This is a genomic window from Bradyrhizobium tropiciagri (genome assembly GCF_018130505.1).
GTDB lineage: Bacteria > Pseudomonadota > Alphaproteobacteria > Rhizobiales > Xanthobacteraceae > Bradyrhizobium > Bradyrhizobium tropiciagri_B.
On the sequence record NZ_JAFCKH010000019.1, the window covers coordinates 41130 to 57633 of the forward strand.

General features: G+C 65.8%; 16 protein-coding genes. 10 read left to right on the plus strand and 6 right to left on the minus strand.

All coding sequences use genetic code 11. The features are described 5' to 3' along the window. Nucleotides 1–5: 5 nt before the first annotated feature. Nucleotides 6–1214, minus strand: a complete 1209-nt coding sequence (locus tag JQ633_RS34130; RefSeq protein ID WP_211990219.1) for an efflux RND transporter periplasmic adaptor subunit — start codon at nucleotides 1212–1214, stop codon at nucleotides 6–8. A gap of 535 nt (nucleotides 1215–1749) precedes the next feature. On the opposite strand from JQ633_RS34130, the gene JQ633_RS34135 reads away from it, so the two are divergent. The 4 genes from JQ633_RS34135 (at nucleotide 1750) to JQ633_RS34150 (ending at nucleotide 4783) form a co-directional block, all read left to right on the plus strand. Next, a complete protein-coding gene (locus JQ633_RS34135) occupies nucleotides 1750–2748 on the plus strand; it encodes a flagellar motor protein MotA (protein WP_211990220.1) in 999 nt (332 codons plus the stop codon). A 15-nt stretch (nucleotides 2749–2763) separates the two neighbouring features. Next, the gene (locus JQ633_RS34140; RefSeq protein WP_211990221.1) at nucleotides 2764–3792 is read left to right on the plus strand and encodes a peptidoglycan -binding protein; all 1029 of its coding nucleotides are present in this window, start codon (nucleotides 2764–2766) and stop codon (nucleotides 3790–3792) included. Then, on the plus strand, nucleotides 3793–4242 hold the full coding sequence (locus JQ633_RS34145; protein WP_211990222.1) for a GNAT family N-acetyltransferase: 450 nt from the start codon (nucleotides 3793–3795) through the stop codon (nucleotides 4240–4242). A gap of 280 nt (nucleotides 4243–4522) precedes the next feature. Beyond that, a complete protein-coding gene (locus JQ633_RS34150) occupies nucleotides 4523–4783 on the plus strand; it encodes a hypothetical protein (RefSeq protein WP_211990223.1) in 261 nt (86 codons plus the stop codon). A 114-nt stretch (nucleotides 4784–4897) separates the two neighbouring features. Here JQ633_RS34150 and JQ633_RS34155 read toward each other — a convergent pair whose 3' ends face one another. Beyond that, on the minus strand, nucleotides 4898–5218 hold the full coding sequence (locus JQ633_RS34155; protein WP_211990224.1) for a PilZ domain-containing protein: 321 nt from the start codon (nucleotides 5216–5218) through the stop codon (nucleotides 4898–4900). A 313-nt stretch (nucleotides 5219–5531) separates the two neighbouring features. On the opposite strand from JQ633_RS34155, the gene JQ633_RS34160 reads away from it, so the two are divergent. The 4 genes from JQ633_RS34160 to JQ633_RS34175 all read left to right on the plus strand — a co-directional run bounded on the left by JQ633_RS34160 (nucleotide 5532) and on the right by JQ633_RS34175 (nucleotide 10582). Next, entirely contained in the window at nucleotides 5532–7046 is a 1515-nt protein-coding gene (locus JQ633_RS34160; RefSeq protein WP_211990225.1) for an AMP-binding protein, read from the plus strand. Between the two features lie 149 nt (nucleotides 7047–7195). Further along, on the plus strand, nucleotides 7196–8266 hold the full coding sequence (locus JQ633_RS34165) for a DUF2252 family protein (RefSeq protein ID WP_211990226.1): 1071 nt from the start codon (nucleotides 7196–7198) through the stop codon (nucleotides 8264–8266). Between the two features lie 167 nt (nucleotides 8267–8433). Next, nucleotides 8434–9405, plus strand: coding sequence for a S1C family serine protease (locus JQ633_RS34170; RefSeq protein ID WP_211990227.1), 972 nt, complete (start codon nucleotides 8434–8436; stop codon nucleotides 9403–9405). Nucleotides 9406–9514: 109 nt separating this feature from the next. After that, nucleotides 9515–10582, plus strand: coding sequence for a phospholipase (locus tag JQ633_RS34175; protein WP_211990228.1), 1068 nt, complete (start codon nucleotides 9515–9517; stop codon nucleotides 10580–10582). A 203-nt stretch (nucleotides 10583–10785) separates the two neighbouring features. On the opposite strand, the gene JQ633_RS34180 is transcribed toward JQ633_RS34175, so the two are convergent. Continuing rightward, nucleotides 10786–11685 carry an SDR family oxidoreductase gene (locus JQ633_RS34180; RefSeq protein ID WP_211990229.1) on the minus strand — a complete coding sequence of 300 codons (900 nt, stop codon included), beginning with the start codon at nucleotides 11683–11685 and terminating at the stop codon, nucleotides 10786–10788. 57 nt (nucleotides 11686–11742) lie between these two features. Further along, nucleotides 11743–12483 (minus strand): SDR family oxidoreductase, encoded by a 741-nt coding sequence (locus tag JQ633_RS34185; protein ID WP_211990230.1) that lies wholly within the window; start codon nucleotides 12481–12483, stop codon nucleotides 11743–11745. A 120-nt stretch (nucleotides 12484–12603) separates the two neighbouring features. Between JQ633_RS34185 and JQ633_RS34190 the strand changes: the two genes are divergently transcribed. Both JQ633_RS34190 and JQ633_RS34195 read left to right on the plus strand, forming a co-directional pair. After that, nucleotides 12604–13491, plus strand: a complete 888-nt coding sequence (locus JQ633_RS34190; protein WP_211990231.1) for a LysR family transcriptional regulator — start codon at nucleotides 12604–12606, stop codon at nucleotides 13489–13491. Nucleotides 13492–13552: 61 nt separating this feature from the next. After that, on the plus strand, nucleotides 13553–13759 hold the full coding sequence (locus tag JQ633_RS34195) for a hypothetical protein (RefSeq protein WP_211990232.1): 207 nt from the start codon (nucleotides 13553–13555) through the stop codon (nucleotides 13757–13759). Between the two features lie 91 nt (nucleotides 13760–13850). Here JQ633_RS34195 and JQ633_RS34200 read toward each other — a convergent pair whose 3' ends face one another. Together JQ633_RS34200 and JQ633_RS34205 are read right to left on the minus strand one after the other, a co-directional pair. Continuing rightward, complete coding sequence (locus JQ633_RS34200; RefSeq protein WP_249159864.1) at nucleotides 13851–15257, minus strand: ATP-binding protein; 1407 nt, start codon at nucleotides 15255–15257, stop codon at nucleotides 13851–13853. After that, nucleotides 15254–15982 (minus strand): response regulator, encoded by a 729-nt coding sequence (locus JQ633_RS34205; protein ID WP_211990233.1) that lies wholly within the window; start codon nucleotides 15980–15982, stop codon nucleotides 15254–15256. Before JQ633_RS34205 ends, JQ633_RS34200 begins: the two co-directional genes overlap by 4 nt. Nucleotides 15983–16504: the final 522 nt, after the last annotated feature.

Genomic DNA, 16504 nt, shown 5'->3' on the forward strand with positions numbered 1-16504 from the left:
GTAGATCACCGCACCGCGTGCGCGGCTTGCTGCGTGTCCGTGGGTGCTGCAGCGGCGTCGATTTCGCGCCAGGCCTGCGGCCGGACCTTGTCGCCGGCAGCGAATTTCTGGAAGCCCTCGACGACGACCTTGTCGCCGGCCTTCAGGCCCTCGGTGATGAACCAGTAGCCGCCCTGCAGCGAGCCGGTGCGCACCGGCTGGACCGCGACGTGATTGTCGGCCTTGACGACGAACACCTCGCTGCCGCCGCCGCCATTGCGCTGGATCGCTTGCTGCGGCACGGCGATGGCGTCGCTGTCGATGCCCTGCTCGATCAGCACGCGGACATACATGCCCGGCAGCAGGATGCGGTTCGGGTTCGGGAACTCGCCGCGCAACGTCACCTGCCCGGTATAGGCGTCGACCTTGGCGTCGGAGAACAACAGCTTGCCCGGCACCGGATAAATCGCGCCGTCATCGAGCACGAGGCGGACCTTCATCGCGTCGGACGCGATGCGTTCGAGGTCGCCGTTCTCGAAGGCGCGGCGCAGCTGGTTCAGCTCGGTGACCGACTGCTGGAAGTCGGCATAGATCGGGTCGAGCTGCTGGATGGTCGCAAGGCTGGATGCATCGTTCTGCACGACCAGCGCGCCTTCCGAGACCAGCGCAGCACCGATGGTGCCGTCGATCGGCGCGCGGATGGTGGCGTAGTCGAGGTTGAGCTTGGCACGTGCGACCTCGGCCTCACGGCCCTGAACGTCGGCGTCGGCCTGCTTCAGCGTCGCGATCGCCTTCTCGTTCTCGGCCTCCGGCGCGGCGCGCTGGTGGGTCAGGCTGGCGACGCGGCGGGCCTGCAGCGAGGCCTGCTCCTGCACCGCCTTGGCGCGCGACAGCGCAGCCTCGGCCGATTGCAGGTCGACTTCGAACGGGCGCGGGTCGATCTGGTAAAGCGGATCGCCGACCTTCACCTCGCTGCCCTGGTGGAACATGCGGTTGACGATGATGCCGGAGACGCGCGGACGCACCTCGGACACCCGGGTCGGCGCGATACGGCCCGGCAATTCGCGCACCATCGCGCGCGACTGCGGTTTCACGGTAACAATGCTGACGTCCGGCTCGGGTGCTGCTTGTACGGCGGCGGTTGCGGTATTCGGCTCATCGCAGCCGGCAAGCGTGGGCGCGATGGCGAGCAGCATCAACGCAATGCATGCCGATTGCGCGCGAAGTCCAGACATCGAGATTGCTGCCCCTGATCAGGTTTGAACAAACGAACAGCGGCATCACCACGACGCCGCACTGTTGGTGCCTCAAAAATAAAATCTCGTTGCTGCGACGCAATGCGTTTTTGGGCGGCTCAATGTCACACAAGTCTATCGCACTGAAGTTGCGGCAACTTTTCAGGACTCACCGCATTGTGAGCGGGTTCCATCGCAGGCTATTGGACTAAGTTAAGCAATGCATGCGCGGAAAAGCGCGATTTGGACCGGCTCGAGGCCGAGGCCGGGCACTGCGCCCAGCGGGACCGAATCACCGCCGAGCCCGTTCATCACGTCCGGGCAGTGCGGCTCGGCGAAGCCGGCGGTGCCGGCTGACGGATCGCCGCCTGCACGGTCGGCAAGGCCGGAATATCCTTGCACACGCGCGCCGAACAGACCGCTTCAACCAAAGGTTCTGTCGTTCAGACACAGGATTTTCCTTTCCTCACTTTCCTCCCTCAACCGCTGTGCCATATTGCCGGCAGATGCGGCCTTCGCGAACGGATGATCGGCAATGCCCCCTTCCCGCTCCGATATGGAGATCGAACTGAGCAAATTGTCCTCGCCGCGGATCTTCCTGGTCCGGATGCTGGTCTTCCTGGTGCTCTGCGGCCTGATCGGGGTGGTGCTCTACAAGCAGATCATCACCGCCTTCTTCGCCAATCCGGGGCTGAACGCCCTGATCGGCGCGGTGCTGCTGATCGGCATCATCCTGGCGTTCCGCCAGGTGATCCGGCTCTACCCGGAGGTCGCCTGGGTCAATAATTTCCGCGTCGCCGATCCCGGGCTTGCGATCGACCGCCGGCCGACGCTGCTCGCCCCGATGGCCGCGATCCTCGGCGGCGAGCGCAGCGGGCGGATGTCGATCTCGCAGCAGACCATGCGGCATCTGCTGGATTCGATCGCGACCCGCCTCGACGAGGCGCGCGACATCTCGCGCTACATGACCGGGCTGCTGGTGTTTCTCGGCCTGCTCGGCACCTTCTGGGGCTTGATCGAAACCGTCGGCTCGGTCGGCAAGGTGATCGACGGTCTGAAGGTCGGCGGCGATTCCGGGGCTCTGTTCGACACGCTGAAGGAGGGCCTCGCCGCCCCGCTCGGCGGCATGGGCATCTCGTTCTCGTCCTCACTGTTCGGCCTCGCCGGCTCGCTGATCCTCGGCTTCCTCGACCTGCAGTCGAGCCAGGCGCAGAACCGCTTCTACACCGACCTCGAGGACTGGCTCGCCACCACGGTGCGCGGCATTTCCGGCGAAGGCGTCGCTGCCGGCGGCGCCGAGCTGCAGGGCGCGATCGAGCGGCTGCGCGCCGCAGTCGAGGAAGGCGGCGGTGGCGGCGGCGCCCGCAGCACCACCGCGGCAATGGCCAATCTGGCCGAGGCGATCCAGGGCCTGGTGGCGCATATGCGCACCGAACAGCAGATGATCCGCGAATGGGCCGATGGCCAGGGTGAGCAGAACCGCGAGATCAAGCGCCTGCTCGAGCGGCTGGCGCGCCAGCCCGAGAAGAGCTGACAAGGAGGCCGCCTGATGGCCCTCGCCCGTTCCCGCCGTGGTGAATCCGCCTTCAACTACTGGCCCGGCTTCGTCGACGCGTTGTCGACGCTGGTGCTGTCGATCGTGTTCCTGCTCTCGGTGTTCCTCGTGGTGCAGTTCTTCCTGTCGCAGGAAGTGACCGGCAAGGACAAGGCGCTGGAGCAGCTCAACGCCAAGATCGCGCAGCTCAACGACCTGCTGTCGCTGGAGAAGCTCGGCAAGCTCAGCCTCGACGACCAGCTGACGCAGCTGCGCGCCGGGCTCGCTTCCGCCGAGGGCGAGCGCGACCGCATGAAGGGGCTCTATGAAGGGCTTGCCGGTGCCGGCAGCGACGCGGAGGGCCGCGCCAACGAGCTGAACAAGGCGCTGGAATCCGAGAAGGGGGTCACGTCGCGCGCGCTGGCGCAGATCGAGGTGCTGAACCAGCAGATCAGCGCGCTGCGCCGCCAGCTCGCCGCACTGGAAGAGGCGCTCGACGCCTCCGAGAAGCGCGACAAGGAATCGCAGGGGCGGATCGCCGATCTCGGCCAACGCCTCAACGTCGCGCTGGCGCAGCGGGTGCAGGAATTGTCGCGCTACCGCTCCGAATTCTTCGGCCGGCTGCGCGCCATCCTCGGCAACCGCCCGGATATCCGCATCGTCGGCGACCGCTTCGTGTTCCAGTCCGAGGTGTTCTTCGAGACCGGCCAGGCGACGCTGCTGCCCGAAGGCAAGACCGAGCTCGACACCGTGGCGAGCGCGCTGATCGACCTCGACAAGAAGATCCCGGCCGAGATCGCCTGGGTGCTGCGCGTCGACGGCCACACCGACGTGCGGCCGATCAACAGCCCGCTGTTCAAGTCGAACTGGGAGCTGTCGTCGGCGCGCGCGATCTCGGTGGTGCAGTATCTGGTCTCGCTCGGCGTGCCGGCGCAGCGCCTTGTCGCCGCCGGCTTCGCCGAATTCCAGCCGCTCGACACCGCGCAGACCGAAGAGGCCTACAAGCGCAACCGCCGCATCGAGCTGAAGCTGACGGAACGCTAAGTGGCCGGCGGCTTCCAGCTTCGCCCCTATCGCGCCGCGGATGAAGACGCCGCCATCGAGCTGTGGCGGATTACCTGGCAGCAAGCCTATCCGTCGATCGACTTCAACGCCCGTGTCGCATGGTGGCGCGAGCGCTGGCGGAGCGAGCTGGTGCCGCAGGCGGCGATCGTCGTTGCCGAGCAGGACGGTGCGCTGACTGGCTTCGTCACCATCGACAAGACGGGCTATCTCGACCAGCTCGTGGTCGGCCCCGCACATTGGGGCTCGCCGCTCGCGAGCGCATTGGTCGATGAGGCAAAGCGCCTGTCGCCCGACGGCGTCACGCTGCTGGTCAACAAGGACAATGCCCGCGCCATCCGCTTCTACGAACGCAACGGGTTTGTGCATGCCGGCGAGGACGTCAACCCGACCTCGGGACGCGCGGTGCTGAAGATGGCGTGGACGCCGTAGGCCTGTTGCACGGCTTGCAGCGCTTAGCATCACTTGCCAAACAACGCGGTGTCATCGCCCGGCTTGACCGGGCGATCCAGTATTCCAGAGACAGCGGTTGTTTAGCCGATAGGCCGCGGCGTACTGGATCGCCCGGTCGAGCCGGGCGATGACGCCAGTGTGTAGTGACATAGCGGGTTGTCGCGGGAACGGGACCGGTGCTGCCGACGTTGATGCGTGTTGCACAAGTCATCGCGGATCCTGCTTCCGCCGAGCTGTGCGCTCAAATCCGGACACGCGAATGCGCAAGACCCAGTTCGCCATCATCATTATCGCCGCCGGCCTCACGCTCGCACCAGCCGCGCTTCTCGCCCAGGGCACGGGAGGCACCCCGCCGCCACCGCGGCCGGGCGACCGCGCGGCGCCTTCGAACGGCGTCGGCGGCACGCCGCCTCCGATGCGGTCCGGCCAGCGTGTCGCGCCGTCGAGCGGCGTCGGCGGCGGCAGTGCCGCGCCGGCGGCTCCGGGAGCGCCCTCGCCCAATCCCGCGACGGGACGGTGAGTGCGTAGCCCGGATGGAGCGCAGCGCAATCCGGGGCAGTCGTGCAACGTGTGACAGCGTTCCCGGATTTCGCTTCGCTCCATCCGGGCTACGAATTTTCGCGCAGCGGCCGCGCTAGACCGCGCCGACAGGCTCCGCCGCAATCGGCTCCGCCTCGGCCTCGGCAACGACGAATTTCAGACCGTAGGTCTTGCCGCGGCGCCAGACCACCTCGCAGGGGTAGCGCTTGGAATGGTCGGCGAGCAGCGTCAGCGCGAGGCGGTCCTTGACGTCGAACTCGACCTCGGTGGTGATCTTGGCGCCGCCGGGTGAGATGTCGGCGACGGCGCACTCGTTCTCGGTCGCGCCGTCATCCACGGTGATCCAGGCGACGCGATTGTTGAGCTGGCGCCGCGGCTCGCGACTGACCTTGACCCGTGCACCATTGCTCGCCATCGCCGTCATCCTTCGAACGTCGGGCACCGGGCTCGTCGCGGAATCCGCAAAGCCGTTCGGCGCACCGCGCTACCTGCACACTGCAACCCGGCGCGTAAAATCCGCCTTAGCGCGATCGCTTGAACTTTACCGGAATCTTGACGGGGCTTTTAGCAAAGGCGGATTCCGCAGCTCCATCAGCGGGATACCAGTCGTTTTGGCGGCCCGGACCTTGACTCCTTCGCTGCACTATTGGTGAACTGGCCAAGCGTGGCATCGGCTGCGCCCCTGCAACAAGAGCGCCGTCACGTGCCTCGCTCAACGGAAACGCCCCATGCTGCTCCCCCTCGCCGACGTGCCGCGCTGGTATGCCGAACGCAAGCCCGCTGATGCGATTGCGCTCAGCCACGGCGCGGATGCGCTGACCTGGCTTGAGCTCGAACGCCGGGCCAATGCACGGGCGCGGGCGTTCATGGCAAAGGGCGTCAAGCCGGGCGACTTCGTCGCGATCGGATTGCCGAACGGCAATACCTTCTTCGAGACCAGCTTTGCGGTGTGGAAGTGCGGCGCGACGCCGACCTCGCTGTCATGGCGGCTGCCGCGCGGCGAGGCGGCGGCCGTGCTCGACATCCTCAAGCCGTCGCTGGTGGTCGGCGGCGAGGCCGACTGGAATGCGCCGAACTCGCTGCCGGCGAATTTCACGCCGGATGGATTTTCCGGCGACCCGCTCGATGCGCCGATCGCGCGCTACTGGAAGGCGATGACCAGCGGCGGCTCGACCGGACGGCCGAAAGTGATCCTCGACCACAACCCGGCCGTGATCGACACCGCGGGCGAGCCGACGCTCGGCATTGCGCGCGGCACCTCGCTGCTCAACCCGGGACCGCTCTATCACAACGCGCCGTTCATCCTCTCGCACTTCGCGCTGTTCGGCGGCGGACGGGTCACCGGCATGGTGAAGTTCGACGCCGAGGAGACGCTGCGGCTGATCGAACGCGAGCGCGTGCAATGGGTGAACTTCGTGCCGACCATGATGCACCGGATCTGGGCGCTGCCCGAGGAGGTGCGCAACCGCTACGACGTCTCCAGCCTGCAGATCGTATTTCACATGGCAGCTCCCATGCCGCCCTGGCTCAAGGAGAAATGGATCGAATGGCTCGGGCCGGAGCGGATCTGGGAGCTCTATGGCGGCACCGAGCGGCAGGGCGCCTGCGTGATCAACGGCGTCGAATGGCTGGCGCACAAGGGCTCGGTCGGCAAGATCGGCGAGACCGCAAAGCTGCGCATCATCGGCGAGGACGGCAACGACGTCGCGCCGGGCGAGACCGGCGAGATCTATTTCCTGCCCCATGACGGCGCCGGCTCGACCTATCACTATCTCGGCGCCGCGCCGAAGCGGCGGCCGGATGGTTGGGAATCGCTCGGCGATATCGGACGCCTCGATGCAGAAGGCTATCTCTATCTCGGCGACCGCCTCGCCGACATGGTGCTGCGCGGCGGCGCCAACATCTATCCGGCCGAGGTCGAGGCCGCGGTGAGCGAGCATCCGCAGGTTCGTTCCTGCGTCGTGGTCGGCCTGCCCGATCCGGAATTCGGCCAGCGCGTGCACGCGATCCTCGAGCTTGCCGATGGCACCGACCCGCAGGCGGTTGCCGACGGCATGGGCGATTTCCTCAAGGACAGGCTCAGCCGCTACAAGCATCCGGAGAGTTTTGAGCAGGTCAGCGCGCCGCCGCGCGACGACTCCGGAAAGGTCCGCCGCACCCTGCTGCGCGACGAGCGCGCGGCGTGGATGAAGGAGAACCGCGCCTTCCGCGTCATGCCCGCGCGCGCGGCGAAGGGAGAGTAGCGCTTGACTTCACCTCTCCCCGCGCCCTGCGGGGAGAGGTGGCGAAGTGGCGCAACAACCCCGCTCGCGATCCGAGAGATATCTGTATATAGTACATCCTGAGGTAGGATCGCGCAGCCGCGGCGCGCCACAACCGAGGCAGGAGCCCCATGTCATTTCGCAATGATAACGAGGCATACGAAGCCTGGCTCGGCCGGCAGTGCGACATGTTCAAGCCGGACATCGACTACAAGCACGTCCTGATGAAAGAGAGTCCGTTCGTCTTCCTTCGCGCGACCTATTTCCGCTGGGCGCGCAAGATCGGCGACTGGTGCCCGGAGCTGATGGATGCGCCGCGGGTGCTCGCGGTCGGCGATCTGCATCTGGAGAATTTCGGCACCTGGCGCGATGCCGACGGACGGCTGGTATGGGGCGTCAACGATTTCGACGAGGCCGCCGTGATGCCTTATGTGCTCGACCTGGTGCGGCTCGCCACCAGCATGCGCCTCGCACCGCGGCCGGCGGTCACCGCGCGCGAGACCGCCGAGGCGCTACTCGAGGGCTATCGCGAGGGGCTCGACGATCCGCAAGCTGCGTTGCTGTTCGAGGGCCAGACCTGGCTCAGGCCCTATGCCGAGCCGGGCGAAGGCAAGCCGGAGAAATTCTGGGATGAAGTCGCGCATTACCCGGCCGCGAAACCGCCGCCGCAGATTGCCGCCGCGCTGCGCGCCAGTCTGCCGCGCGACGTCGCGCACAACGAAATTCGGTTTGCGCGCATCCTGCGCAAGGGTGGCGGCAGCTTGGGGCGGCCTCGCTATGCCGCGATCGCCTATTGGCGCGGCGGCCAGATCGTCCGCGAGGCCAAGGCGCTGGTGCCCTCGGCCTGGAGCTGGGCGCATCGCGAAGGCGGACACGCGCGATCGAACTTCAAGACACTCGCGACCGGACGGTATCGGGCGCCGGATCCGTTCCTGCGTGTGCGTAACGGTTTCATCCTGCGCCGCATCGCCGCGGATTCCCGCAAGATCGAACTCGGCGAGGAAGCCGGGCGAAAACTGCAGCGGAGGCTGATCAAGGCGATGGGCTTCGATCTCGCCTCGATCCATGCGGCCGGCGCAGCCCGGATCGGACGATTGAAGGACGACCTCAAGCGGCGGCGCAAGCAGCGTAACTGGCTGGACCAGGCGGCCGAAATCGCCGAGGACAAGGTCAGGCGCGACTTCCGGGAATGGCGCGGCTGACATGCGTTTGTGATTGCGCTGCTGGCGACCGCCCGGTCAGCCGTCTCGATCAACCGTCAATTCACTGTTATATATGACGGGAGCGGACGATGTTCCCGACCCCGTGATCTTTTCGCCTCTTGCGGCGTTGACGCGAACACACGTGTGCGATCCTGCGGAGACCCTCCATGACCTCGATGACCGAATGGAAAGTGCCAACGGCCTTTCAGCCCCGCCCCGAAGATTACCGCTTCGATCTCGATCGCGCGCTGATGAGTGTGGTCGGGCTGCATTCGATCATTCCATCTGACGCCTTCAGCGCCGAGACGCTCGGCACCGAGCGCGCCGGCAACGGGGTCCTGATCGACGACGGGCTGCTGCTGACGATCGGCTATCTGATCACCGAGGCCGAAGCGGTGTGGCTGCATCTCGGCGACGGCCGCGTGGTCGAGGGCCATGCGCTCGGCTTCGATTTCGAATCCGGCTTCGGCCTCGTGCAGGCACTCGGCCGGCCCGGTATCGAACCGCTGCCGATCGGCTCGTCGGCCGCGACGCGGGTCGGCGACAAGGTCGTGGTCGGCGGCGCCGGCGGCCGCACCCGCTCGGTCGCAAGCCAGATCGTGGCGAAGCAGGAATTCGCCGGCTACTGGGAGTATCTGCTCGACGAGGCGGTCTTCACCTATCCGTCGCATCCGAACTGGGGCGGCTGCGGCCTGATCTCCGACAGCGGCGAGTTGATCGGCATCGGCTCGCTGCAGCTCGAGCGCGAGCGCTCGGGCCGGGAGGAGAAAGTCAACATGATCGTGCCGATCGATCTGCTGGGTCCCGTGATCGGCGACCTGCGCAAGTTCGGCCGCGTCAACAAGCCGGCGCGGCCGTGGCTCGGCATGTACACCACCGAGATCGACAACCGTGTCGTCGTGGTCGGCATCGCCAGCAAGGGCCCTGCGGCGCGCGCCGAACTGAAGACCGGCGACGTCATCCTCGCGGTCGGCGGCGACAAGATCACCAGCCAGACCGGCTTCTATCGCAAGCTCTGGTCGCTCGGCTCGGCGGGGGTCGACGTGCCGCTCACCGTCTACCACGAGGGCGTCACCTTCGACGTCACGCTGACCTCGATCGACCGCATGAAGCTGCTGAAGGCGCCGAGGTTGCATTAGGCGCAATGAAGCTCACAGGGATCGCTCTCTCTTTATCTCTCCCGCTTGCGGGGGAGGTCGTCGCGCGAAGCGCGGCGACAGCTCTGATCTGGCAGGAAGGACGACAGCGATGACCGAGGCGGTCGTGGACGACATCGTGGCCGTGCTGCCGCCGCTGCTGCAGACGCTGGAATCGCTGGCCTTCGTCGCGCGCAATCTCAACCCCGCGGAGTTCGGCAACGTCATGCAGATCGCGGGCGAGCCGGACGAGGCGCTGCAGGCGGTGAAGCCGCGGCTGGCCGAATGGCCGGAGAAATTCTCTCACATCCGGACGGCGCTGGAAGCTTCGATCGATGCGGCGCTTGCCGGCTATGCGGGATTGCGCGAAGTCGCGAGCGGCCAGGGCGATCTCGTCAGCGTGTTCCGCGCGCTGCGCTATCTGCCGCGGGCGCAGGAAGCGCTCTATCCGCTGACCGAGTGGCCGCCGGTCAGCGGCTTCTTCCTGACGCCTGAGCTGCGCGAGGACGCTGCGCTGCAGGCGAAGCTTTCCGCCGCACCTAGCGACAACACCGGCGTCTTCCACGAAGGCAACGAGCCGGGCGGCCGCGGCGGCTTCTCGATGTACGTGCCGGAATATTACACGCCGGACCGCGCCTGGCCGCTGGTGATGGCGCTGCATGGCGGCAGCGGCAACGGCCGCAGCTTCCTGTGGAGCTGGCTGCGCGACGCGCGCAGCCGCGGCGCCATTCTGATCGCGCCGACCGCGACCGGCCAGACCTGGGCGCTGATGGGCAACGACACCGACACGCCGAACCTCAACCGCATCCTCGGCCAGGCGCGCCAACGCTGGAACATCGACGAGACGCGCATGCTGCTGACCGGCATGAGCGACGGCGGCACGTTCAGCTATGTCTCGGGGCTCGACGGCGCATCGCGCTTCACCCATCTTGCGCCGGTCGCCGCGACGTTCCATCCGCTGATGGCTGAAATGGCCGACGCCGAACGGCTCCGCGGCCTCCCCATCTTCATCACCCACGGCCAGCTCGACTGGATGTTCCCGGTGCAGACCGCACGGCAGACGCAGGGGCTGCTGTCCGCCGCCGGCGCCAGGGTGACCTATCGCGAGATCGACGACCTCAGCCACTGCTATCCGCGTGAGATCAACGCGGAGATCCTGCAGTGGCTGAATGGTGAATAGGGCCGACGGCTAAGGACTCTCTTTGCGACGACAACAGGCCCGTCATCCTGAGGTGCGAGCGGAGCGAGCCTCGATGGATGAATCGGCCCGGTTGGTGGCCGTCGATCCTTCGAGGTTCGCTCCGCTCGCACCTCAGGATGACGGGGATAGATAATGCGGGCGGCGCTATCCTCGCGGCAACGAGGACAGCGCCGCCGCTCACCTCACTCGTTCACTCGCGGCTTGAGCAAGTCCGAGAAGCCGACCCGGTGCAGCATCTCGTTGCGGACGCGATCGATCACGGCGAAGGCGACCTCGGCGCCGTCCTGGGTCGGATCGATGTGGACGCGGAATGGGCGCTTGCCGAACGGTGTGTCGACGACCTTGACGATCGCATCGGCGACCGATGACGCGTCGGCATCCGCGGGGACGATCGCCGAGAATGCCTTCATGATCTCGTCACCGAAGCCGGCATAGGGACCTGCTTCATATTCGGCGACGCGTGCCTCGTCGGCGGGGCGGCCGGAATGCGCAAAGTGGTTGGTGCCGCCGGTGAAGGCGCCGGGCACGATGATCGAGGTCTCGATGCCCCAGCGCGACAGCTCGCGGGCATAGATCACCGCCATCGCGTCCATGCCGGCCTTCGCCGCGAAATACGGCGCAAGATAGGGCGGCGTGCCGCCGGCCGAGCTGGAGCTCGACACCCAGACCACAAGTCCCCTGCCCTGCTTGCGCAGCTGCGGCAACGCCGCGCGGTTGACGCGCTGGGTCGAGAGCACGTTGACGTCGTACAGCTCGGCGAGTTGCTCGGGCGTGAAGGCTTCCGCCGGGCCGAACACCATGTGGCCGGCGTTATGCATGACGACGTCGAGGCGGCCTTCTTCGGCGACGATCTGGGCGATCGCGGCATCCGCCGAAGCCTGCGAGCCGACATCGAGCTCGAGCGCGCGCAGATCGACCTTGTTGTCGCGGGCGAACTCCTCGACGTCGGCGACCGCGGCGGCGTTGCGGCCGGTGGTGTGGCGCATCGAGGCGTAGACGGTGTGGCCGGCCTTGGCGAGCGCATTGGCGGTGAGACGGCCGAAGCCGCTGGATGCGCCGGTGATGACGATGACCTGTTTCATGACAAATATCCTTGTGGTTCGAGTTGTGAGCGAGGCTGGGTTGAAGGCGTGATGAGGTCAGACCAGGCCGCCATTGGCGCGCAGCGTCTGGCCGTTGATCCAGGAGCCGTCGGGACCGGCGAGGAACGACACGGTGCCGGCGATGTCCGCGGGCGTGCCGAGCCGCTCCAGCGGCACCATCTTGGCGAAGCGATCGATCAGTTCGTCCGACTTGCCGTGCAGGAACAGATCGGTCGCCGTCGGGCCGGGCGCGACGGCGTTCACGGTGATGCCGCGGCCACGCAACTCCTTGGAAAGGATCGCGGTCAGCGACTCGATCGCCGCCTTGGTCGCGACATAGATGCCGTAGGTCTCGAGCTTGGTGCCAACCACGCTGGTCGAGAAGTTGACGATGCGTCCGCCGCTGCGCAGCCGCCGCGCCGCCTCGCGCATGGTGTTGAAGCTGCCCTTCAGGTTGACCGCGACCTGCTGGTCGAACGTCGCGTCGTCGCTGTCGGCGATTCGGCCGAGCTTCATGATGCCGGCATTGTTGACCAGCACATCGACGCCGCCGAACGCCGCCTCCGCCGCGTCGAACATGCCGCGCACCGCATTGGCGTCGCTGACATCGGCCTTCGCGGTCAGCGCCCGGCCGCCGGCGGCTTCGATCCGCTCGGCCACCGCCTCGGCCGGCTTGGCGTCGCCGGAATAGTTGATGACGACGGTGAAGCCGTCCTTGGCGAGGCGTTCGGCAACTGCCGCGCCGATCCCGCGCGAGCCGCCCGTCACCAGAGCTACCTTGTTGGTTTGGTTGGTCATTTTCGTTCTCCATCAGGTTGTGCGGGGGTGCCGCGTTCGATGGAGTGACCCTATGCCTTGCCGTCATCCGGATAATCATGCATTCTTTGGCATCACTATTCGTGAACTCCGGACAATAGAATGGACCGTTTCGATGCGATGCGAGTGTTCACCCGCGTGGTGGAGCGGCGCAGTTTTTCACTGGCCGCCGACGATCTCGGGCTGCCGCGCTCGACGGTGACCGATGCGGTGAAGGGGCTGGAGGCGCGGCTCGGCGTGCGGCTGCTCGAGCGCACCACGCGCACGGTGCGCCCGACCCTTGACGGCGAGGCGCATTACCGGCGCTGTCTGGCGCTGGTCGCAGATCTCGAAGACGCAGAAGGCGCATTCGGCGGCGCCAAGCCGAGAGGGCTGTTGCGGCTCGAGGTGCAGGGCACGCTCGCGCGGCATTTTCTGCTGCCGAACCTACCGGGCTTCCTTGCCGAATACCCCGACATCGAAATCAGCATGAGCGAGAGCGACCGTTGGGTCGACCTGATCCGCGAGGGCGTCGACTGCGTGCTGCGCTTCGGCCAGCTGCCCGACAGCGACATGATCGCGCGTGAGGTGACGATGTTGGAGCGGCTGACCTGCGCGACGCCGGAGTATTTCGCGCGCTGGGGCATGCCGACCGATCCGCTCGCGCTCGACGGCCATCGCATGATCGGCATCCGCTCGCTGACCACGGGCCGCGTGCGGCCGATGGAGTTCATGATCGACGGCGCGACCAGACAGATTCCGCTGCCGGCGCCGATGACGGTGACCGGCCCGGAAAGCTATCTCGCCAGCGCCAGGCTCGGCCTCGGCCTCGTGCAGGTGCCGCGCTTCCACGCCGAAGCCGATCTGGCGCGAGGCACCCTGGTGCCGGTGCTGCAGCACTGCCCGCCGCCGTCGGTGCCGGTGTCGCTGCTCTATCCCCGCAACCGCCAGCTCTCGCCGCGCGTCCGCGTGTTCATCGATTACGTCATGCGGGTGTTCGGGCGGAACTGATGCGCCGCCGGAACCAGCAGCGCTCCCCCGACGTTATGCCATCAACACCGGAGGGTTTGTGATGCGAGTCTTTCTTGGAATGATTTTGGGTGCGCTGCTGCTGGTTTGCGGCGTCTATGTCGTCGATTCCATGCGGACATCGAGCGTCGCGAGCGGGCAGACCGCGCAGGAGACCCGCACCATCGTCAACTGGGACGTCGCGGCCCAGGACTGGAACATGCTGAAGACGCGGGCCCATGAGGAATGGACCAAGATCGCGTCGAAGTAGCGGAAAAGGCGGGGTTACCCTCAACCGTTCGCAACGAGTCACCAGCCTTTTCGGCGGCGGAAGGAGGAGAGCGCACAAGCCCGGACCTACGCTAGACCGGTAGTTCGATAAGAGCGCTCAGCCCGCCGGTATCGCGGTTCTTCAGCGTCACATCGCCACCATGCTCACGCGCGACGGTTCGGGCGATGCTTAAGCCCAGGCCGACGCCTCCTTTCTCCGGGTCACGCGCCGGCTCCCTTCTGTAGAACGGCGCGAAAGCCTTCTCGTGGTCCTCCGCTGGAATCCCCGGCCCGTCGTCATCGACGACGATCACGACGCGGTCGACAGCGTGAACGATCTTGACGCGCGCGCCGCCGCCATACTTGACGGCATTGTCGACCAGGTTTGCCACGGCCCGGCGAACAGGGGTCGGCCGGCACGAAATGTCGATACCACGCTGACACGTATAGGTGACCTCGCAGCCGGAATCACCCGCGTCTTCGCAGACGTCGCCGACGAGAACGCCGAGATCGACGAGCGTTCTCGGCTCCTGGCGCGCGTCATCGCGCGCAAAGGCCAGAGTGGATTCGATCATGGCGTTCATGGAATCGAGATCGTCGAACATTTTTCGCTGTTGCTCGCCATCAGCAACCAGTTCGGCGCGCAGACGCAAGCGCGCCAGCGGCGCCCGCAAGTCGTGCGAGATCGCGGCCAGCATCTGCGTTCGATCTTCCAGAAAACGCTGCAGCCTATACTGCATGCGGTTCAGTGCCTGGATCGTCGCACGCATCTCTTGCGGCCCACGCTCGACCAGCGGCGGCGCAGTCAAGTCGAGGCCAAGCCGTTCAGCCACCCCGGCAAACTCCCTGATCGGCGCAGCTATGCGCCGCGCCATCCAGACAGAGACGAGTGCCGAGACAATAGCGATCGAGATCAGGAACAGTATGAGCCCACTGCGATCACCCAGGCGGTCATGCGGAACGGCAAAGGTTAGTCGCTGGCCATCCTGCAATACGGCTTCAATCACGGCCATGCCTTTGGCAGTCGAGGCGTCAGCCGGTCGGTCGTCGTTCGCCGGGACACCGTGCGCGCTGATCGATATAGGTGGCCATTGTGCGTCCAGTTGCATTTGAACCAACTGGCTGAGGTTATCGGCGTAGTCGTCGCCAGTGCCGGTGGCACGGACACTCGCCGGCGCATCAAGGACAACCTGCATTTCAGGATCGGCAATCGCGGTGACGATCGCCCGCCGTTCGGACCGCGGAGCGGACGCTACCGAACGTATGATCAAGGCGATCTTGCCCGAAAGCATCGTCGCGTTGCGCCGCGGATTGATGATGCCGAAGCTGGACCTCGATATGATGACGTGTTTGCGCGCGGCACTATCACCTTGTCTGTACCCAAAATAGCCGAGCCCCAGGCTAAGTCCGACCATCATGAGCAACCCGAGGATGATGGAAAAGACGATCGCGGTCGCGATCCGCGCTGCGATGCTGTTCAACCTCGAGAGCATCGTCATGATGCCGACACCAGGACGACATTCGCGGCCAGGACATAGCCGCCGCTACGCACTGTCTTGATCAGTCTCGGCTCCTTCGGATCAGGTTCGATCTTGCGGCGCAGTCGGCTGATTTGAACGTCGATGCTGCGGTCGAAAACGCCGGCAGACCGTCCACGCGACAGATCCAGAAGCTGATCACGCGACAGCACGCGCTGTGGCCGTTCCGCGAACGCAAGAAGCAGATCGAACTCTGCGGCCCGCAGCGGCACCAGTGCATTCTTGGCGGAGTAGAGCTGACGGTGCGTCACGTCGAGGCGCCAGCCGGCAAATTCCAGAATACGCTTTTGATCGGCCGACCCGAGCATTTCCGGCGGGCCGGCACGACGGAGCACGGCGCGGATGCGGGCGAGCAATTCACGCGGGTTTGCCACCTTTGCAAGATAATCGTCGGCGCCCATTTCAAGGCCGATAATCCGATCCACCTCGTCGCCCATCGCCGTGAGCATTATGATCGGCAGCGTGCTTGTGGCGCGCACCCGACGGCACAGCACCAGGCCATCCTCCCCCGGCAGCATCAGATCGAGGATCACGAGGCTGACGCGCGCGCTGTCCAGGATCGACGCCATCTCCTCACCGTTATGGGCTGTCGAAACGCGGTACCCGTGTCGGGTCAGGAATTTCGACAACAGGGAACAAAGCTCCTTGTCGTCGTCGACAATAAGAAGATGCGATTCGACGTTCATGACGCCGGGATTCCTTTCAAACCCGCGCTCGGATTTCCCCTTATAGAGAAGGCCGATTACAGGTGGAGCCCGTTTCGAGGGATGATTTTGTAACCTTGGGTAAACTGCCGTCTCCCGTGCAACAATCTGCAACAGTTCGGGGCATTTCTGAGGTTGTCTGACATCGACGTCGGGAGATTCCAGGCTAAGACAGCACGCCAAAACCAATGAAGCACGAGATGCGCGGAGCATCTGGTGGATTCGACTGCTGGCGGTCGAGCAGTCGGGTGTAAACGCATTGAGGTCCGCGTTGAAGTTCTGGATCGCAGGATGCGCTCCGCGGCGCGCGCAGAGCACGCGACGTACGATTGTTTTCGTAGCCGCCAACGCCGCATGGCTTGTCACAATTGTTGCGATCATGATCGGTACTGCGATCCTCGAGATCGAAATCGGCACGCCGGCTGCCGCGCAGAGCTTCACCTACAATCCGCGCCCGCCGAAGGCGCCGCGGCCGCCGGCCAAGAATGACGGGCAGATGCTCGT